Below are 19,526 nucleotides of genomic sequence, written 5' to 3'. Positions count from 1 at the left end.
GTCAAGAAAACATTTTGCTATTTCTTTATTATTAACCACAACATGTTCATCTACTTCGATTAATAAGTAAGTCATCAACTTCTTACTGATTAATGAAATTTATAAACACGAGACGAGTACTCTTTAACTCTAAAGTAAAAGGAGATGTGAGAATACTTGTCTTGCATCCCTTTTTCCAGATAAATGGGTTCAAGAGGTAACTTCTTCAAAATAAAAATAAATTTCACAAAAATTTGAGAAGCAGCTTCTGGAAATTTATTCTTATTTATTGGAGCTAGACACTTCTTTCACAGCCTTATTCACGGTGTTCCCAAAGCAATTTATTCGACAATGACATTAAGTGGAAATCTCACAAAATTTGAAAAGCAATTTACAAAAATTTCTATTTACTAAAGCTAATAACCTCTGTCACAAGGATTTTTTAAGCAAAAAACTCCCACCCGGTAGGAGGAGGTCGTTCCCTATTTAAAAAGATTAAGCATGCTAGCTTCTACTGGATTTACTATTTTTGATTTGCAAAACTTGACCAGTGACGCACAAAATTTGACAAAGGAAGAACAAATTACCTTTACAGAAGAAAAGATTCAGGAAATAACTGCCATGCAAAATGACTTAGAAAGTGCGAAGGAACTCTTGTCTAAAATGGTTGCAGAAAGTAAAAAAAACGATTGCGTCCTCTAATTTTTTTAAAGAAGCGCGGGACAAAACACAAGAATGACTCGTGTTTTGCACCGCGCTTCAATTTTTAATCCTCAATCAATTCAATTTTTCTTCAACTGCTCCGTTAAAAATCTTGTCAATTCTCCCTCATACGTAATCCACACCGCTTGCGTTCCACGAGAAATCGCTGTATAAAGCAATCGTTGATCTTGCTCTGTCTGATAATTTTTGTCGGAAACATCAAACAAGATGACATGGTCAAACTCTAATCCTTTTGCTAATTCAATTGGTAGAATCCGTACTTTTTTTGTCACATGCTCAGAAAGTTCTGCTCGCAAACCATCTGCTTCTGCTAATGTTTTTGTCAGGATTGTATAAATTTTCTCAGAATCCAGTTGTTCAATCAGATGGATAAACACTGACAGTCGGTCATAAGGGAGCCACTGAATTGCTTCTCCGTCTGGACGAATAGGTGTAATTTGCATTTCTTCGGGATTTTCCAATAATGATGCAAATAGTTTCGTGATTGCGCCACTTGAACGATAACTTGTCGTTAATTGATAATAAACAACGGAGTCTCCTATCAGCTCACTGATTTCAGCAAAAGAAATCTGACTGTTAAAAATCCCTTGATTTTCGTCTCCCACCATTGTCAGATCAGCACGTGGCCAAAAATGACGAATCAATTGAAGCTGCGCAGGTGTATAATCTTGAATTTCATCAATCAAGATAACTTTGTAATCCAAAAGGTCAAGCTTTTCAACTAATGTATGCTGAATGAACAATTGGATTATTGCTTCATCGAGGGTCAAAATTTCTTGTAACAGATATTCTTCTCCTGTAAATGCTTGATACAATTGAACAATCAAGTTGGTACTATCCAACCAATCTAGCTCGTTGATTTGCTCTGTTACTCTCCGATATTTTTTCCTCAATAAGATTTCGGCGTATTTTGCTAACGCTGTTTCTGATTGTTCCGTTAATAATTTACCAAAATATTCTCGTTGCTGTTTTTCCGTCAGTTCTAATAACTGATTTCTCAACTTTGCACTTTGGCTTTGTTGTAACAAGTGATGTTCCCACTGCTGAAGCATTTTCTCTTTAGTGCCTGCAATTCGTTCACGTAAGTCATAGTTTGTTGGTGTAGAGTTAAACAACTCAGCAATTTGTTCAGGTGTAAAGAAGACTTGTTTCTTCTGGTCCACCTCGTTGAAGGTGACCTGTAGTGAACGAGTATTCTCTAAAATAAATGTGATAAATGCTTGACTTCGTAAGACGCGTTCTTGTCTGATTGCCTCTTGTCGACTGATACGTTGAAAATAAGTTGTTTCATCTTCCACTTCAGCTTCTGAAAAGTCTCTTGCCAATTGTAAAATAGTTAAGGTCGGTGGATTTTCTTCTCCTAAACTAGGCAAGACATCTGCAATATAATGACCAAATGCTTGGTTAGGTGAAAAAATCAAGATATCTTTTGCAGAATACGTTTGTTGATTTTGATAAAGGAGATACGCAATCCGTTGCATAATTGTTGAAGTTTTACCACTGCCGGCTACCCCATTGACCAGTACATTTTTTGCTTCTTGATCACGAATAATTCGATTTTGCTCTTGTTGGATTGTCGCCGTAATATCTCGCATCGTGCGCGAAGTATTTTGCGCTAATACGTCAAGCAATACATCATCTTGAATGGTTGTCTTAGTATCGAAGTAATTGATTAGTTGGTCTGCTTTAGTAATTAACTGTCGGCGATTTTCAATTGCTACTTCAATTTCTCGGTTGTTCACTTGATAATGAGACTTCCCTAGTTCATTGTTATAAAATAGTTCAGCAATCGGTGAACGCCAGTCGTAGATTAAATCCGATCCTTTTTCAGTGGTAAAACCATTGATTCCAATATAAAAATCTTCATCTGGTTCTTCCTCCAAAAAATCCACGGAAATTTTACCAAAATACGGCGAAGCTAGTAATCGCTCAACCTTTTCTAAATTCTTTCTAGCGGAATCCAGTTGAATATTGTACTGGTCAATTTGCCGATTCAAGGCTTCAATATTGGCAAAGGTGTCTAAATTATCAGTGATATTGTCCATGTTTAAACGAATATCACCAGTCATTTCTTCAATATGCTGTCGCCCATGCTGATCTTTTTGTTGAACCAACTGCAGCAATCGTTTTTTTTCTGCTTTCAACTCTTGATAAACTGACGTTAAATGCTGTTGTTCTTTTTTCTCTACATTCTTCAAGAAAACACGCCCTTTGCCTATTCATTAAATTACTAAAAAATGATCCGTAAATGTTTTATCTACGGAATAGCAGTTTACAGCCACATCCACTCAAAAACAAGGCTACAATTACAATTTTTTTTGCGGTATAATAAAGATATAAGAGAAGAACGATTTTAGGACTTTAAGTGTGGACTACTTGTTGGTCTGCTTTTTTTTGTAAGCTGTTATATTTTTTGAATTTTAATCGCTACATAAATCTTTATTTTATTAAAACACAAAATTTTTTAGTGTATAATTAAAAAAAGAAATAACAAGAACGATGCTTTTTAATAACTAAATATTCTAGTCCATTTTTTAGGAAAGAAAACGAATTATTCACTTTATTTAGCGCCCCTTTCTTCTCCTTTATGAGAAAATAAGAACCTTAGGAATACAAATAATTCTGAATGCCTATTTAAAAGATTAGATAGTTATGTTCTTACTATGAAAAAGAAAATAAACACTGGAGGCATATTAAATGAAAACTTTTAGAATTATTATGGCAGCACTTTTTGGTATTTCGGGGTTTGCTCTTTTATTTGATGCAAGTAGTCCATTAAGTGAACGTCTTGGTGGTTTTGGGATTAGCCTTGTATTTGCTTACTTTATTCTGCCAAAATTTCTTCGATTAATGCTATTAGAGAAAGTAGGATTTGATCATTCAAGATTGAATCACCTAAATAAAATCAATCAAAAAATTGAGAACTCAACTGCTGAAAAAAAACATATAAAAAATGAACTTCAAGACTTAAACAAACAAAAAAAGAAAATAGTCCATGAGATGGATCGTGTACAGCGTAAGAGTTTTGAATATGAACTACAACAAATCGATCAACTAACTCAAGTTGAATTTGGTCGATATTGTGAGAAACTTTTAGAAAAAATCGGCTACAGTGACATTAATAATACTGTTAATTCAGATAATCAAGGACTGGATTTGCTTGCCACAATGGGAACAACATCCTATGGTTTTCAATGCAGAAAACACTCTAGTGTACTTGGAAACAGCGTGGTTCAACAAGCACTTGCGGGCAAAACATTTTACAAGCTTGATAAAGTTAGTGTAATTTCAAACAACTATTTTTCTGCAAGTGCAAAACAGCTTGCACTAGAGGGAAATGTTGAATTGTGGGATCGAGATACTTTAAAAGAGTATTTAAGAGATAAATATTCTGCTGAACGCAATTCTAAAAATGAAGCTGAAAACTTAGAAAGTCTCTCTCCTTCTACTGGGTTAGAAACAGCTTCTTCAGAGCCACTACCAAACGCGGTAGAAAATGATGAGTCTGATTGGTCTGACTTTTAATAGATTAAAAAATTAGCTTTAAAACTAAATTTGTTTGTAAAAAAAATCACTTTTTTTTCTCAGTGATTTTTTTTATATCTCATATACACCCTCTATCCACTTCAACCTTCATTTTTACTTTTAAACCGAAGGCAAAAATAAGGAAAACGATATAAACACTTCTTCGTAAATTTAGTTGATCTAGTTTATTTTTACATTTGCTTATCTTGCAAAACTGTTAGCACCCTGTTAGCCCTATCTTGGATCACCCTTGGTATACTAGAACATATTTCTAGGAGAAAAAGGTGATAAGATGAAAAAAGTGATTGGCGTAATATTTTTAGCATTACTGGCATTTGGTGGATTTAAAGGGTATCAATATTATCAAGATACTTATGTTGGTGAAGTTGCCTATGCCCATGTGCCAAACGAAGTCCCGGCTAAAGTAAAACATAAAAGTGAAAGTGCTATTGGTGACAATAGTCCTTGGTTTTCTTACGACTACGACCTTACTTTTGTTAAAGAAGACGGCTCAACTGAAAAACGAGAGATTCAGATCTCTAATGACAATGCGGAACCATTGATTCCAAATTCATATGTCAAAGTAAAAATGAGTAAAAAGCGGATTATCGAAGGTCCCAATACAATTGATCAAAAAGACTTACCCGAGAAAGTAAATAATAAACTTGTTACTACTAACTAGTCCAATAAATCTTATAAAAAGAGAAGCTTGGAACAATCAGTCGATTGCTTCAAGCTTCTCTTTTTATTGCTTAAGTTATTCTTCATCCAAAATAGTAAATCCTAGAGTTTGGATATCTCGATTGAACATTTTGACGGTTTCCAACGAAAGTTCATTCAAGTCCATGTGATACATTGACAATTTAGAAAGGATTGCAGGCGTCACAGTAATAATATCAACACCTAACTGTTCTGCTTGCACGATGTTGTAAACTTCTCTTGAACTTGCCCAAAGTAATTTAGTTCCTTCTTTACGGCCACAAATTTTCAAAGATTTTTCCATCAATGGTAAGGGATCGATTCCTGTGTCAGCAACACGTCCAGCAAATACAGAAACGATGTTTTCAGTGCCATTCGCTAATGCACCAACTGTGGCTTCTACTTGTTCTAAAGTCATGATAGCTGTGATGTTAAGTTTCAATCCTTTTTCTGATAATCGCTGGATTAATTCAGTTGATGACTCACCTTTCGTATTCATGATTGGAATTTTGACGTAAACATTGTCGCCCAATGCAGCGAGTTTCAAAGCTTCTTTTTCCATCGTTGCAAAATCATCGGCAAAAACTTCAAAACTGATAGGTAATCCTTCGACTTTTTCCAATACTTCTTTTGCAAAAGCAACATAATTCGTAATTCCCGCCTGTTTCATCAAACTAGGGTTAGTTGTAAATCCCGAAACGATTCCAGCAGCTTTCATCTTCAACATCTCTTCAATCACTGCACCATCTGAATAAATATCAAGGTTAAAATTCATGTTAATCAAGCTCCATTTCTTCATTATTAATTGCTGTTTTAGATGGTCGAATAATACTTGGAGCAATCAAAGCGACTAGAACTGCCACAATGATGACATAGATTCCCGTTTGTCCAAATTGACCACCAACTTTTCCTAATAAAATACCAATCCATCCAAAGTCAAAATCACCAAAGGTTGCATTTGAAAATCCTAGCTGGCCTAAAACTGGTAATAAAAGTGCTGGTAAAAAGGCTAAGAATAAGCCATTGACGAATGAGCCAACCACTGCACCACGTCGTCCCCCAGTTGCATTACCGTAAACACCGGCAGTTGCACCACAGAAAAAGTGCGGAACCAATCCAGGGATAATCAATACACCACCAAAAGCGCCAAGGATAAACATACCAATCAAGCCACCAACGAAACTTGAAATAAACCCAATGATAACTGCTGTTTGTGCATATGGGAAAAATACCGCACAGTCAACAGCTGGCACAGCATTTGGAATGACTTTATCAGCAATTCCCTGAAACGCAGGTAATAAATCAGCAAGAATCATACGGACACCAGAATAAACAATTGTAACGCCTACTGCGAATTTCAATCCACAAAGAATCGCGAATAAATAGGGTGATTTTCCGTCTGATAAAGTCGAAACAAATTCAGGTCCTGCCGCAATAGCGGAAATCAAGTAAAAAATCACCATCGTTAATGCAGTAGAAATTGTCGTATTTCGTAAGAACCCAAATTTTTCTGGCACTTGAATATCTTCTGTCGACTTTGAACCTTTTCCAACGATGCTCCCAATAAAAGCGGATAAGTAATAACCAATCGAGCCAAAGTGTCCCATAGCTATTTCATCACCATCAGTGACACGAAGCGTATATTTTTGACCAATTGCTGGAGAAATTGCGCTCCATGCACCTAAGAAAAACCCGCCGACTAAAATCAAAGAGGTTCCAGAAAAGCCAACTGCACCTAATACTGCCGATAATAAACACGCCATAAAGAATGAATGATGACCAGTTAAAAAGACATATTTATAACGGGTAAAGCGTGCGACTAACAAATTGACAATCAGTCCAACGATTAAGATCGACATTGTTTCAACACCAAGAATTTTTTGTGCGACAGAAGTTACAGCTTCATTATTTGGCACTACTCCTGTAATGTGAAATCCTTTTTCAATCATCTGAGAAAGTGGATCAAGGTTTCCACTAATAACGTCTGCACCTGCGGCTAACATCAAGTAACCAAGAATTGGTCCCAATGTTCCGGTTAAGATTTTGTGTCCAGGTGCTTTCATTGCAACCAAGCCAACCAGAGCAACTAACCCCATCAAAATTGCTGGTTCACTAAACATATCCTTGAGAAATTCCAAAAATTCCATTATGAATCCTCCTGTTTTATTGAATCTATTTAATCCTCTCATATGGCCATATAAGATAAATGATTACCCTTTACTTAATTCTTCCAATACTGGTAAAATGTCTTCCGAAATTTTTTTCTTGTCTGCGTAGCTTCTAACGACAGCGACTTTTTTGTTTGCAGGAAACTGTTTGGCAAATTCATCGACTGTTACAAACAGATCGGGTTCTTCTCCCAACGCTGCATTAAAATCACTGGACTTCGCATCAACTTCAAACCCATTCTTTTTCGCAATCTGATTGATTTTCATTGCCAATAAATTACTACTACCAATTCCATTCCCACACACTGTAATAATTTTGATCATTATAATTCCTCCTCTTCTTTGATAAACTTTTCTGCTAGTTTAATAAATGCTGTTTTTGTCGATGTTTCTAATAATGCATTGACTTTTTCCTCTTCATCAATTAGTGCGGAAATTTTTTGAAGCATTGCCAGATGAGCATCATTATTATCCGTTGCTAGACAAATAATTAAGTACACATCTTTTACATCACCAAAAGAAATCGGCTCAACTAATTTCAAAATACTAAATCCTGTTCCTAATGCGCCCGCTTCTGGTCGGGCGTGAGGCATTGCAACTCGTGGTACTAATACCATGTACGTACCCATTTCTCGAACGTTTTTGATCATTGCCTGAATATACTTTTCTTCAATGATTCGTTCTCGTAGTAAAGGTTCTGCGGCTAACTTCACTGCCTCTTCCCAGTTAGCAACCTTTGATTTGAATGCTAGATGATTTTCACATAAATAGTGCTGTTCGATTTCTTTCACTCGATTACCTCCTCGCTATCCATACTATAAATGAAATCGCATACATTCGATACCACTTCTCTTTCCTTTTCAAAGTGGAAAGAGCTGAATTTTTTAGTTCAATGACTTCCGTTATTAAATGGAAATCATTTGACCACCTTCAAACGAATCCATCATGCCTTGAAACTGTAAGCCTTTTCTTTCTTTTGGATTTCTTATTAAAATCTGCCAATTGTAATTCAGCTCATTCCTATATATGATAACAATTAAGGGGGGAGCTAATTATGTTTGCGTATAAAAGATTAAACCAGCTGTTTCAACGTCTCTATACCGAAAAAAATTGTTCCAGTGAGCAGCTGGCTTCGGACTTTTCAGTTTCTAAACGAACAATCAGAAATGATTTGAAGGAGTTAAATGATTTTCTAGCGAAATACGATGCCACAGTCGTGCTCAAAAGAGGTATTGGATACGAAATGTTACACAAAGAAAATGTTCAAGAACTATTTACCGAGCTGCATTCACAATCAACCACCCCATCCCATCAACTAGAAACTTCTGAAGATCGAATCAAGCAATTATTACTTCTGTTCTTATTTTCAGAGAAAGAAATATCACTAGATGAACTGTGCAATCAATTATATGTCGGGCGAACGACAATCTTAGGTTATATTCGCCAGCTTCGCTTATTACTTGCTTCTTATGAGATCAAAATCACTTCAAAAGTAAACATTGGGTATAAAATCGTTGGGGAAGAATCAGCTATCCGGCAGGTAATCTCAGATCAATTAATTGAAAAAAATTTTGAGAGCTATATCTCGCAGTTTTCTCGTAATGAGTATGAACTGTTTCACGAAATCAACTTAGTCGAACTATCACAGTTAGTAACAGATTACTTTCCACCTAATCTGTATAAAATTTCTGACTATCATCGAAAAAATTTTGTTATTCACCTAGCCATTGCTATCCTTAGAGTGAAAAATCAGCATCATCTTGAATCTGTTTCGAGTTTTTTTATTATTGATGAAAAGATTCAGTCTTCAATCAGAGAACTTTTGGCAGCTATCGAAAAAAAGAATCAAATCAGCTTTGACCTTCAAGACGAAATCTGGTTACAGAACCATCTCTTTTTAGATTTACAACAGCCGCAACATTCCAGTAGCCAAACAACTAAGATCTATCAATTTATTGATCAGATGTTGATGGAACTTAATGAAATGATTGGTGAAGACCTGCAACAAGATGAGATTTTACGAAAAGATCTCTTTATCCATTTTTCTAGTTACCTGACATTAAAGGAAATTATGAAAAATAAAAAAAATCCCCTATTATCGGAGATCAAAAAGAATTTTTCGTATGCCTTTGAATTAGCTGTTTTGGCAACAAACAATAGTAAGTGGCTAAGCACCTTTGAGTTTACCGAAGATGACATTGGTTACCTAGCTTTACACATTGCGGCAGCGATTGAGCGAAAAAAAGCGCACACAGCAGATAAAAAACGAATTTTGGTTGTCTGTGGTCAAGGCGTTTCGACAAGTCGGTTGATTGAAGCGATGCTCAAGAAGCGTTTTTCTGATCAATTAGAAATCATCGATACTATTTCCTATGCAACTTATCAAACAAAAAAGTTAACAAACGTTGATTTTCTTATCTCAACAGTTCCTCTCGAAGATAAACAGATTCCTGTTATCCAAATCGACTTTTTAGATATTAAACAAGGGATGGGCAAAATTGAAAAACTTTTAGCTGCTGAAGAAGAAAAACGTCATTTTTTGAGCTTGTTTGATCCAGCCTTATTCGTTGTCAACAATCAGCAACTTACACGGGACGAATTAATCCAGTCAATCGGAACTATTTTACAAGAACAAGACATTGTCGCTGAAGATTTTATTGAAAAAGTGATTGATCGAGAAGAAATTGCACCAACAAATATCACTGAGTTGATCGCAATCCCTCATGCTATTGATGCCTCCATCCAGAAAACAAAAATTTTTGTTTACATCTCAAAAGAACCGATTTTTTGGCGTCCGAATGCAACCGTAAAAATCATCTTTTTACTTGCCGTTGCTGAAGATGACAAAGACAAACTCCAAGCTTTTTTTGAGTATTTATCTGATCTTGTAGAAGACCGAAAACTACAACAAAAAATAGCTGATACGCAAAATTTTGAAATGTTTCTAGGTACTATTCGTTAAGAAAAAGAGCGCTGTTTCATGAATGAATCCCCTCAAACAAAGGTCTAAGGGTTTCCTGAAGCGGCACTCTTTTTATATGCAAGTCATCATTCGTTATTTGAGTAAATTATCTTTATGTGCTAAAAAATTGACTTAATTTTGAGCCACAGTTCCTTCTACTTGGATAATCCATTTTTGATTATCCTCTCCATTTTTAGGGAATGTGATCAATTGATGTTCTTTGCCTAAATTCAAACCTGGTGCATCCATTACGTCACCATTATAAAGGTTTTCTAAGTAATAAACTTCCCCATCCATATGTACGTCATCCTCAACTAATCGCCAAAATCTTCGTTCATTAGGGTATTCAGGCTCTACGCCGATAACTTCATTTCCTTTCTCGTCTTCCGCAGAAGAAACAGTTAAATATAAGGGATTTTTGAATTGCTCATCTCCAACAATTATGATTCGATCTTGTCGACATCTAATTGTGTAAGTATCTTCTTGCTCGTTATAAGACATGAGCCATTTTTGACTATCAATTCCTTGATTCAAATGGGTAGAGACTTCAAATGTTTCTGTATCGTAGTCAACAACCCACCAAGGATCTAATAAACTCTGAATTGTAACGATTTTATCGTCGTATTTCGCTCCAGCATCATTTGCACTCGCCGCCACTGTTGGATTACCGCTTACAATTCCAAATACCATAACTAAGAAAAGACCTAGTCCAAACTTAATTTCTTTTTTCAATGCAATTCCTCCTCTTTTTTTGAATAACTGCTCTGACTGCATAAAAATGATAACATGTTTTTGTTATCCTTTATGTTTATGTATGGTAGTGCAACTTTTTTTTGATTGATGATAACTATGTTATAAATGGAATAATTTTGACAGTTTTGCTGTAACCTGTGATTTTAGGGTATTTTTTCCTCACATGTTCATAGGCATACACCTAAGATTAAATCAGACTTCCTAACAACTAAAAGAAACCAGAAAAGGGATCAATCAATTGATTGATCCCTTTTCCTATTTTTGTCCATAATAAGCATTTGTACCGTGTTTACGATAGTAATGTTTATCCAATAAATATTGTGGAATTTCATGAATGTCTGGATTGATTTTTTCATTTTCTTTTGCCATCAAACAGATTTCATCTAAAATCAGACTATTTTCTACAGCTTTCGCAGGTGTCTCACCCCAAGTGAACGGCCCGTGTCCATAGACGAACACACCAGGAATTTCAGTTGCTTGTAAAGTTCTTTCATGGAAGGTTTCAACGATGACACGTCCTGTATTTTTCTCATACGCCTCTTTGACTTCTGCTTTCGTTAATTGGCGCGTACAAGGAATCGTTCCGTAAAAAGCATCTGCATGGGTCGTTCCATAAGCGGGTAAGTCGCGACCAGCTTGCGCCCACATCACGGAATTCGTCGAGTGAGTATGAACAATCGCATTGATTTGTTCAAATGCTTCGTATAAGATTACATGCGTTGGTAGGTCAGAAGATGGCTTCATGCTATCTTCCTCTAATAAATTTCCAGCCAAATCCGTAACAACCATTTGATTCGCCTTCATTTTTTCATAGTTTACACCACTTGGTTTAATCACAATTATACCAAGTTCTCGATTAATCTCACTCACATTGCCCCAGGTTAATTTCACTAATCCGTATTGAGGCAGTTTCAAATTGGCTTCGTACACACGTTGTTTCATTTCTTTGATGATTTGCTCACGCGATAGCATAACCTGCCTCCTTTAACTTTGGATAGAGATAATTTTTTGCCGTTTCAATTTCCTTCTTAAAATCAGGACTTGTTTCACTCCACATTTCAATCAAAAAAGTTCCATCATATTCTAAACGTTTGAGCGTTTTTAATAAACCTAAAAAGTCCACACACCCTTGCCCAAATGGTACATCTCTAAATTGTCCTTTGGAATCATGAGTTACCGGGTATGTGTCTTTTAAATGAATAGAGGTAATGTAGTCAACCCCTTGCTCCAACTCAACACCCGGATTGTTTTCTGGCCATGCGGAAAGATTCCCTAAATCAGGATATACTTGTAAATAAGGTGAACGAATTTGTTTTTTGATTTCCAAAAATTTAGTAATTGAATTCATAAATGGATCATCCATAATTTCAATGGAAAGAATTACGCCATATTCCGAAGCCATTTTGACGCTTTCCTTCAGCCCTTCAAGAAAAGCTTCCCGCGTTTGTACTGATTTTTTTTCATAGTAAACATCATACCCCGCTACTTGAATAATCTTGACATTTAATTCGTGAGCAAGCTTGATTGCTTTTTGCATAATTTCTTTTGCTTTTTTTTGATTTACTCTGTTCGAAGAACCAAAAGGAAATCTTCGATGACCACTTAAGCAAATCGAATGGATACGGACGTTTGTCTCCAACATATCTTCACGTAGCTTAGCAGTAACTTCAGCTGACCAATCTAGACGAGCTAAGCGCGCATATGTTTCGTCAATCGACATTTCAATAAAGGAAAAACCCATTTCCTTTGCTAATTCAAAACGCTCTTTCCAAGAGATATTTTTTGGTAAAGCTTTTTCATAAATACCAATTTGAGCCACGACTATTCCCCCCAAATACGAATGATTTCTCTTTTGAAGTCATTTGCAGCCTTAACTGGATCAGTTGCACTAGAAATTCCTCTCCCAGTAATAAAATTATAGATGTCGATTCCTGCAAATAATTGAAGTGTATCAGTGGTTAAACCACCGGTAACAGATACCTCAAACCCCATTTCAATCAATTTCTTGACTTTTGATAAATCTTTTTCACCCCAAGTTTCACCCGAAAGTAATGCATCACGACTTTGATGATAAATTGCTTGTTTAATACCAATCCGTCGCCACTCGGCTGCTTGTTGATAGGTCCAATCACCATATAATTCCACTTGCAGTTCTTTAACTTCTTTTTGGGCGGCCTCCATGGTAGGAATTGTGGCACAACAGATAACGGTCATGAAATCAGCACCAGCTTTTGCAACGTTTCTAGCTACGGTTCCACCTGCGTCTGCACATTTTGTATCAGCAACGATTATTTTTTCTGGAAACATACTACGGATACAGCTGATAGCTTTCCAGCCCTCTTGCAAGCATAAAATTGTTCCAACTTCAATGATATCGACAATTTCTCCGACTTTGATAACATCTGCTAATGCACGTTCTAAATTATTGTGATCTAAAGCAATTTGTAATTTTGGTCTACTCATTTCATTGTCCTCTTTTACTTATTTTTTTGATAAAGTTCTGATTCAGCAAATTTCCCACTGATTTCTTTGGCTGACATAACATTTTTGATGCCGATAACGGTGATTCCCTTCTTCTCCGCTTGAGAAAACATAGCCAAAAAATTGACTGGTGTAAAAACTACGTCATATTGTGTAGCAGAACTTTTCCCTTCTGAAATAGAACAATGATGAATTTTAGTAATAGGTATACTTAGTTCTTTCATCGCCTTTTCCACACTTCTCATCATCATCAAACTTGTTCCTGATCCATTTGCGCAAGATACTAAAATTCTCATCTTGTTCTCCTCCTAAATGTTCTCTTTATTTTCTTATCTATTTAGTTTTGTTCTTGATATTTTTCTGCGTATTGTTCGTAATCATCGACAATCATAAAATACCCATCTGGATTTTTACGGTATTGCAATTGCGGAATAATCAACAAACCAATAACAACTATGGCAATTCCAACATATCCTAGCACCTTCATAATAATGGTGAAGAGCGGCCATGCCGTAGCCCAATCAAACATTCCAATATACCCGCCAAATTTGGACATACCAATCCATGTTGCAAAAATGGCAGATCCCCCAACTTGAATAATCCCTGAAATGAATGGGAAAAGACAAGCGGCTTTAAAGCCTCCACGATTGTTGGCAAAAACGGCGATTACAGCATTATCAAAGAACAGTGGGATAAATCCAGCAATTACAATCGTTGGTGACTGAAACAAAATGAGTAGAGCAATCATTAAAAATTGACCTAAAGCGCCAAATAAAAATCCAATCGTTACAGCATTTGGGGAGCCGAAACCAAATGTAGCAGCAACATCAATTCCCGGTACTGCTCCCGGTAGAATTGTATTTGAAATTCCTTGGAATGATTGTGTCAGCTCATCAACGAATGTCCGGACACCTAATTGTAAAATAGCTAGATAAACCGCAAAGTTTAGTGAAGTTGTCATAATATAGAATAAGAAACTTTGACCTTTTTGCATAAACTCAGCTTGGATTAAATAATCTTGTCCTAATACCAATAAAATGATTCCAAAGAAGAAAAGCATTAATAACGAGGTTGCTACCATGTTTTCGTTGAAAATTGACAAGAATCCAGGCAATTCCATATCTTCAATTTTTTTATCGACTTTTTTGGATTTATCTTTTTTCTTATCCTGTTTTTTCATCCATTCAGCTAATTTTGCAAAGATAAAAATACCAAACATTTGTTGATGCGCTACCGCAAATCCAGCACCTTCTGTCAACTCTTGCGTAATTCCCACGGTCAAATTAGATGCAACAGCCCAGTAACAACCTAAAATTAAACCCATAAAAATCAAAACTTGGATTCTACCTAAATCTGGAAAACAGAATAGTAAAATCCAGAATGCTGTTGCAGATTGTTGAATCTGGACATTTCCCGTGGTAAAAACTGAACGTAGCTTGGTATATTTTTGAAAACGTACAAGTAAAATATTCATGACAAAAGCAATTAACAATAGGATCATCACATCGCCAAACGTTCGACCAAAAGTTTCCATTAAACCGGCATCTACCGCATTTTGACCAAAATATGGATCAGTAACCATCGCATCTAAGTTGAATCGCTCTTTTAAACCAACTAAAATCGGTCGAAAATTGTTAACTAAACCACCAGAACCAACCATCAAAATGAAGTAGCCGACTGTGGCTTTTAGGAAACCTGCAAGGCACTCATAAAGTGGGCGTTTTAATAAGAGGTAGCCTAGCAAAACAATGAAACCAATAAGATAAGCCGGCTGAGTCAAGATGTTTGTTGCAAAATATGTCCAAATACTTAATAAAAAGTCTGCCATTACTTTTCCTCCTATAACTGATACTCTTGCATCACCATTTGATATTCTTCAAGCGAATGTGTCGCCGCTAAACGATCAATCAAACCATCTGTCATCAACAATTCAGATAAACGTTGAATATTTTCCATGTGCTCCTCAGGATTTTTAGCTGCTAAGGTAAAAAATAAAATAGCTGATTTCTCTTCGCCGTCACTTTCAAACTGAATAGCTTCCTGCATTTTTGTAAATGAGATAGCTGTACCAAAAACGCCTTGGCTTTTTTCAGAAGAATGAGGCATCGCTACTTGCGGAACAACGACGATATAAGGACCATACTCTTTGACACACTGAATGATTTCATCAATATAGGTTTGATCAATTAGTTGTTTATCTAATAACAGTTGGCAGCTTTCAGTGATTGCTTCTTTCCAATAAGTAATTTCTTTATCAGAATACTTTACCAAGCCGTTATCGAAAAAATACTTCAACATGTTATTTTACCTCGTTTCTATAGGAATGATGGAAACGGTGTGTCATTTTCTACAACAAATACATCGTCAAAGCCACGGTAAAAATTGAATTCCAAATCATCCTTATTTGTTGGATAAGTAAATTTGCCTCCAACTTGCCAGATATAAGGTTTGAACGCATACTTTAAACGATCTTTTTTAAATTTCCAAATTTCAGTAATTTCTTTTGGATCAGCCATAAAGTTTGCCCAAATATCATAATGAACAGGAATGACTACTTTTGCATTCAAAGACTCCGCCATTCGTAACATATCAACAGATGTTACTTTATCAGTAATACCACGTGGATTTTCTCCATACGCACCCAGACAAACATCAATTTTATGTTCATTCCCATGTTTGGCAAACAAGTTCGAATAATGCGAGTCTCCTGCATGATAAAGATTGCCTCCAGACGTTTTAAATAGATAATTCACTGCAATCTCATCCATATTTTGTGGCATTTTTCCTTTTAATGTTACTTCTGGATTTTCACAAGTAACTAATGCAGTTCGATCGAAAGCCTCTAGTGCAACAATCGTGATATCTTTGATTTTCACTTCATCACCAGGCTTAACAATAATTGTTTTTTCTTTAGGGATTCCCCACTTCAACCAAGTGTTTACTACTTCCTTAGGTCCAATAAATTTTGCTGTTGGACAATTTTGATGGACTGCTGCTGCCGTATTGATATCCAAATGATCAGAATGGATATGCGTAACCACTAAAGCGTTTACATTTTTGATTTCAAATGGATCAATTACGAATGGTTGTGTCCGTAAGTTGGGCTGCATTTTTTGCACACCACTCATCCGCATCATTTGGTGTCCTTTTTTCATCTTGCCATTTCCATGACTACGTTTTCCCGTCCCACACCATAAATCACATAAAATATTCGTATCTTTATCACTCTTTAGCCAAATACCTGTACAGCCTAACCACCACATTGCAAATGTTCCTTGTTTGACTTCTTCTCTTTCAATCTCCTCATTTAAATAAGTGCCCCATTCCGGAAATGTCTCTAGAATCCAGCTTTCTTTTGTTACGTCAGTGACCTGCTTGCTCATCTTCAGTGCTCCTTTCTTAATTACATTTAAATCATAATGTGTCAAAAAGGATATGAGAACCCTTTTATATGACTGTTTGAACTTTATATGACGTTCTTTACAGCTTTAATGATTTTTTTAGTAGGATAGATGCAGTTAAAGAACTTTATATGATTGTTTAGAGGTGAAAAATCATTTATTTTAAAAAGAAAGTTATATGGGAGGTTAAAGGATGAAAAATTCGCTGGCAAATATTGATGAACGGCAAAAAAATATTTTGGACTTACTTCAGCAACAAGAGCAAATGACTACTCTTGAGTTGTCCGAGAGTCTAAAGGTTTCAATCAGTACGATTCGGAGAGATTTAAACTTACTAGAGGAAAAAAATGAGATCATCCGAACGTATGGTTATTGTTCTTATAATTATAAGAACAATACTGACTTCGATCAATCTGGACCAGAACGATTGAAGCAAGCAATCGCTCGCGAGGCAAGTAAATATATCAATGATTATGATACTGTATTTATAAATTCAAGCTCAACTGCCTTAAAAACACTTGAATTTCTTCGTGCAAACCATCTAACAGTTGTGACAAATAATGTAAAGGTCAACTACTCTTCTCATAAAGAAAACTGCAATTACATCTTAACTGGCGGTGAGATGCGTTTTCCTAAGGAAGCATTAGTTGGTGATATCGCTTTAAATACAATTTCTTCTATGAACGCTGATGTTTGTATCATTGGATGTAGCGGAGTAAGTCTCGATAATGGCGTGACTACAAAAATTTTAAATGAATCAACCATCAACGAAATGATGATTCGTCAGACTTTCAAGTGTAAAATTCTAGTTGCTGATCATCGGAAAATTGGTCTGACATCGAAATTCAAAATTGCGGATATTTCTGCATTTGATTATCTGATTACCGATCAATTTTGCTCTGAAAAAGTTTTGACTGACATTCGAAATACTGGTATTAAAGTTATCCAAATCAGTTAAAATAAATGAGCATCTCTATTTTGGTCATGAATACCGATACTTTTGATCAGCTTAGTTCACGCACGAACTGTTTGCCTATATATGATGCCTTTATCTCATCACCTATTTTTTTTTAAATATAAAAAAATCACCTTCCAAAAGTTAAACGAACTTCTGGAAGGTGATTCATTTTATTTTGATTAACTAGATAGAACTTATCCTATAAATTTACGAAACTTATTCAATAAATTCTTTTTCAGCTAAAGCATGTTGTGCTGCTAGGTTCAACAGACTCCATTGACGGTCAAATCCTGGTTGGAAGAAAAAGTCTGCCTCAGCTAAATCTTCTAGTGTTAATTTTTGTTGGATTGCTAAAGCTAACACATTTCCTTGAGCAGTAATATCATAAGTTGATAACACAGCTCCACCCAAAATTTGATGGGTCGTTGGATCGAAAAATAGTTGAACAGAAACTCTCGTATTTCCAAATTTTTCTGGTACATATTTTGGTCGTAAAGTATCTTCAAAGTAAGCAGAGGCAATCGTTACTCCTGCTTTACCCGCTGTAAAACTATTCAAACCACTTGCAGCAAAATGATAGTCAAATACACTCAATGCGGATGAACCAACTACTCCGCCAAAAGGTTGGCTTGGAATGCTTTCAAATAAATGTTGCACAACATAACGTGCTTCTCTTCTGGCAACTGTCGCCAAAGCAATTGGCATTTTGGCACGTGCCGGAATCGAATAAGCAAGTGTTGCATCACCAACGGCATACACATCTGGAAGATTGGTTTGAAGGTATTCATTCGTTACAATCCAACCACGTTGATCTAAGTCAACGGTTCCTTCTAACCATTCAGTATTGGCTTTTACTCCTGCTGCTTGAATGATCAAATCAGTTGGGATTTCTTCACCGTTTACTTGAATAGCGGAAACATTTCCTTTGCCTAAAAATGCTTCAATTTTTGCGCCGGTCATGACTTGGATTCCTTTTTCTGTTAAATGCTCTGCTAAAATATCTGTCATTTCTTGGTCCAGATAAGTGCCTAATGGACGGTCTATCATATCTAAAAGGATTACTTCTTTCCCAGCTTTACAAAAAGCTTCGGCTGCTTCAATACCAATATATCCAGCACCAATAACTGCTACATGTTTAACATCAGGATCATTGAGCTTTTCTTTGATTTTCGTTGCCCAGTTATACCCACGCATCAAATAAACATTTTCTAAATCGGCACCTGGAACTGGAAGCGAATTTGGTGTGACACCAGAACTTAAAATCAATTTATCATATACATAATCAGTAGTCTGATCTTCCAGTGTATTGGTGACAGTCACTGTCTTTTGATCTGCATTGATTGCTTTTACTAAATGATTATTCAAAATGTGTACATTTTCTTCTGGAAAGTTTTCTGGTCGAAAGTTTCTGACATCATTTACATCCGTTACTTGGTCCTCTAAATAAAGTTCCATTCCACACGACATAAACGAAATATAATCTCCAGCCTCAAATAACGTAATCTCCACATCTTCACCATATCTAGATAATAATTCTAAAATAGATTGATGTCCGCCATGTGATGCACCTACGATGATAACTTTTCTTTTACTCACGATAAATCTCCTTCCTTGTATAAAAAATAAACTTCCCCCCACAGTTCCAGAATAGTACGAACGAATTTATCTGTCATACCATTTGCTTGTGAAAAATCAAAAGTTATTTTTTAGTTTTCCGGAGCTGACCGCTTGGAGCCACAGCCTCATCCACAGTGTTCCCCAAGCAACTTCTCGAAATAATTCATAACTGTCCAAAAATATGGAAAGCTATTTTTGTCAGTTGTTCATTATTTTTTCGAAGCAGAACGCTTGGAGCCACAACTTTTTTGAGCAAGTTA

General features: G+C 35.9%; 19 protein-coding genes. 5 read left to right on the top strand and 14 right to left on the bottom strand.

Annotated features, from left to right (window positions below; genetic code table 11):
- Positions 1-480 precede the first annotated feature (480 nt).
- Positions 481-681 carry a hypothetical protein gene (locus IGJ76_RS06390; protein WP_067481918.1) on the top strand — a complete coding sequence of 67 codons (201 nt, stop codon included), beginning with the start codon at positions 481-483 and terminating at the stop codon, positions 679-681.
- Positions 682-761: 80 nt separating this feature from the next.
- Here the strand turns inward: IGJ76_RS06390 and IGJ76_RS06385 are convergent, their stop codons facing one another.
- Positions 762-2,900 (bottom strand): HelD family protein, encoded by a 2,139-nt coding sequence (locus tag IGJ76_RS06385; RefSeq protein ID WP_430596840.1) that lies wholly within the window; start codon positions 2,898-2,900, stop codon positions 762-764.
- Positions 2,901-3,399: 499 nt separating this feature from the next.
- On the opposite strand from IGJ76_RS06385, the gene IGJ76_RS06380 reads away from it, so the two are divergent.
- Positions 3,400-4,227 (top strand): restriction endonuclease, encoded by an 828-nt coding sequence (locus tag IGJ76_RS06380; protein WP_075491508.1) that lies wholly within the window; start codon positions 3,400-3,402, stop codon positions 4,225-4,227.
- A gap of 292 nt (positions 4,228-4,519) precedes the next feature.
- Entirely contained in the window at positions 4,520-4,909 is a 390-nt protein-coding gene (locus IGJ76_RS06375; RefSeq protein ID WP_067481912.1) for a YxeA family protein, read from the top strand.
- A 75-nt stretch (positions 4,910-4,984) separates the two neighbouring features.
- Here the strand turns inward: IGJ76_RS06375 and IGJ76_RS06370 are convergent, their stop codons facing one another.
- From IGJ76_RS06370 to IGJ76_RS06355, 4 genes are all read right to left on the bottom strand, one after another.
- Entirely contained in the window at positions 4,985-5,701 is a 717-nt protein-coding gene (locus IGJ76_RS06370; RefSeq protein WP_067481910.1) for a transaldolase, read from the bottom strand.
- Between the two features lies 1 nt (position 5,702).
- Entirely contained in the window at positions 5,703-7,073 is a 1,371-nt protein-coding gene (locus IGJ76_RS06365) for a PTS ascorbate transporter subunit IIC (protein WP_067481908.1), read from the bottom strand.
- Positions 7,074-7,136: 63 nt separating this feature from the next.
- Positions 7,137-7,418, bottom strand: coding sequence for a PTS sugar transporter subunit IIB (locus IGJ76_RS06360; RefSeq protein ID WP_067481906.1), 282 nt, complete (start codon positions 7,416-7,418; stop codon positions 7,137-7,139).
- A complete protein-coding gene (locus IGJ76_RS06355) occupies positions 7,418-7,885 on the bottom strand; it encodes a PTS sugar transporter subunit IIA (RefSeq protein ID WP_311797865.1) in 468 nt (155 codons plus the stop codon). Before IGJ76_RS06355 ends, IGJ76_RS06360 begins: the two co-directional genes overlap by 1 nt.
- Positions 7,886-8,148: 263 nt before the next feature.
- Between IGJ76_RS06355 and IGJ76_RS06350 the strand changes: the two genes are divergently transcribed.
- Entirely contained in the window at positions 8,149-10,056 is a 1,908-nt protein-coding gene (locus IGJ76_RS06350; RefSeq protein ID WP_075491507.1) for a BglG family transcription antiterminator, read from the top strand.
- A gap of 132 nt (positions 10,057-10,188) precedes the next feature.
- Here the strand turns inward: IGJ76_RS06350 and IGJ76_RS06345 are convergent, their stop codons facing one another.
- The 8 genes from IGJ76_RS06345 to ulaG form a co-directional block, all read right to left on the bottom strand.
- A complete protein-coding gene (locus tag IGJ76_RS06345) occupies positions 10,189-10,788 on the bottom strand; it encodes a hypothetical protein (RefSeq protein WP_413127098.1) in 600 nt (199 codons plus the stop codon).
- Between the two features lie 276 nt (positions 10,789-11,064).
- Positions 11,065-11,781, bottom strand: a complete 717-nt coding sequence (locus IGJ76_RS06340; protein WP_075491505.1) for an L-ribulose-5-phosphate 4-epimerase — start codon at positions 11,779-11,781, stop codon at positions 11,065-11,067.
- Positions 11,768-12,628: an L-ribulose-5-phosphate 3-epimerase gene (locus IGJ76_RS06335; RefSeq protein WP_430596839.1), complete on the bottom strand. Its 861-nt coding sequence runs from the start codon at positions 12,626-12,628 to the stop codon at positions 11,768-11,770. The genes IGJ76_RS06340 and IGJ76_RS06335 overlap by 14 nt, the downstream gene beginning before the upstream one ends.
- Positions 12,629-12,630: 2 nt before the next feature.
- Complete coding sequence (locus tag IGJ76_RS06330; protein WP_270607691.1) at positions 12,631-13,272, bottom strand: 3-keto-L-gulonate-6-phosphate decarboxylase UlaD; 642 nt, start codon at positions 13,270-13,272, stop codon at positions 12,631-12,633.
- Positions 13,273-13,286: 14 nt separating this feature from the next.
- Positions 13,287-13,586: a PTS sugar transporter subunit IIB gene (locus IGJ76_RS06325; RefSeq protein ID WP_075491502.1), complete on the bottom strand. Its 300-nt coding sequence runs from the start codon at positions 13,584-13,586 to the stop codon at positions 13,287-13,289.
- A gap of 41 nt (positions 13,587-13,627) precedes the next feature.
- Positions 13,628-15,118 (bottom strand): PTS ascorbate transporter subunit IIC, encoded by a 1,491-nt coding sequence (locus IGJ76_RS06320; protein ID WP_270492568.1) that lies wholly within the window; start codon positions 15,116-15,118, stop codon positions 13,628-13,630.
- An 11-nt stretch (positions 15,119-15,129) separates the two neighbouring features.
- The gene (locus IGJ76_RS06315; protein WP_086270950.1) at positions 15,130-15,588 is read right to left on the bottom strand and encodes a PTS sugar transporter subunit IIA; all 459 of its coding nucleotides are present in this window, start codon (positions 15,586-15,588) and stop codon (positions 15,130-15,132) included.
- 17 nt (positions 15,589-15,605) lie between these two features.
- A complete protein-coding gene (gene ulaG, locus IGJ76_RS06310) occupies positions 15,606-16,673 on the bottom strand; it encodes an L-ascorbate 6-phosphate lactonase (protein ID WP_270492565.1) in 1,068 nt (355 codons plus the stop codon).
- Between the two features lie 211 nt (positions 16,674-16,884).
- Here ulaG and IGJ76_RS06305 point away from each other — a divergent pair, with 211 nt between their 5' ends.
- Positions 16,885-17,649 (top strand): DeoR/GlpR family DNA-binding transcription regulator, encoded by a 765-nt coding sequence (locus IGJ76_RS06305; protein WP_270607696.1) that lies wholly within the window; start codon positions 16,885-16,887, stop codon positions 17,647-17,649.
- A 216-nt stretch (positions 17,650-17,865) separates the two neighbouring features.
- Here the strand turns inward: IGJ76_RS06305 and IGJ76_RS06300 are convergent, their stop codons facing one another.
- On the bottom strand, positions 17,866-19,245 hold the full coding sequence (locus IGJ76_RS06300; RefSeq protein WP_430596838.1) for an FAD-dependent oxidoreductase: 1,380 nt from the start codon (positions 19,243-19,245) through the stop codon (positions 17,866-17,868).
- Positions 19,246-19,526 lie beyond the last annotated feature (281 nt).

The organism is Enterococcus sp. DIV0175 (genome assembly GCF_050529075.1).
GTDB lineage: Bacteria > Bacillota > Bacilli > Lactobacillales > Enterococcaceae > Enterococcus_B > Enterococcus_B thailandicus.
This window is presented reverse-complemented; position numbering and strand designations above follow the sequence as displayed.

Excerpts from the sequence above, each read along its gene's own strand:
- IGJ76_RS06390 (WP_067481918.1), top strand. The coding sequence starts at position 481 with ATGCTAGCTTCTACTGGATTTACTATTTTTGATTTGCAAAACTTGACC.
- IGJ76_RS06380 (WP_075491508.1), top strand. The coding sequence starts at position 3,400 with ATGAAAACTTTTAGAATTATTATGGCAGCACTTTTTGGTATTTCGGGG.
- IGJ76_RS06375 (WP_067481912.1), top strand. The coding sequence starts at position 4,520 with ATGAAAAAAGTGATTGGCGTAATATTTTTAGCATTACTGGCATTTGGT.
- IGJ76_RS06370 (WP_067481910.1), bottom strand. The coding sequence starts at position 5,701 with ATGAATTTTAACCTTGATATTTATTCAGATGGTGCAGTGATTGAAGAG.
- IGJ76_RS06365 (WP_067481908.1), bottom strand. The coding sequence starts at position 7,073 with ATGGAATTTTTGGAATTTCTCAAGGATATGTTTAGTGAACCAGCAATT.
- IGJ76_RS06360 (WP_067481906.1), bottom strand. The coding sequence starts at position 7,418 with ATGATCAAAATTATTACAGTGTGTGGGAATGGAATTGGTAGTAGTAAT.
- IGJ76_RS06350 (WP_075491507.1), top strand. The coding sequence starts at position 8,149 with ATGTTTGCGTATAAAAGATTAAACCAGCTGTTTCAACGTCTCTATACC.
- IGJ76_RS06340 (WP_075491505.1), bottom strand. The coding sequence starts at position 11,781 with ATGCTATCGCGTGAGCAAATCATCAAAGAAATGAAACAACGTGTGTAC.
- IGJ76_RS06330 (WP_270607691.1), bottom strand. The coding sequence starts at position 13,272 with ATGAGTAGACCAAAATTACAAATTGCTTTAGATCACAATAATTTAGAA.
- IGJ76_RS06325 (WP_075491502.1), bottom strand. The coding sequence starts at position 13,586 with ATGAGAATTTTAGTATCTTGCGCAAATGGATCAGGAACAAGTTTGATG.
- IGJ76_RS06320 (WP_270492568.1), bottom strand. The coding sequence starts at position 15,118 with ATGGCAGACTTTTTATTAAGTATTTGGACATATTTTGCAACAAACATC.
- IGJ76_RS06315 (WP_086270950.1), bottom strand. The coding sequence starts at position 15,588 with ATGTTGAAGTATTTTTTCGATAACGGCTTGGTAAAGTATTCTGATAAA.
- ulaG (WP_270492565.1), bottom strand. The coding sequence starts at position 16,673 with ATGAGCAAGCAGGTCACTGACGTAACAAAAGAAAGCTGGATTCTAGAG.
- IGJ76_RS06305 (WP_270607696.1), top strand. The coding sequence starts at position 16,885 with ATGAAAAATTCGCTGGCAAATATTGATGAACGGCAAAAAAATATTTTG.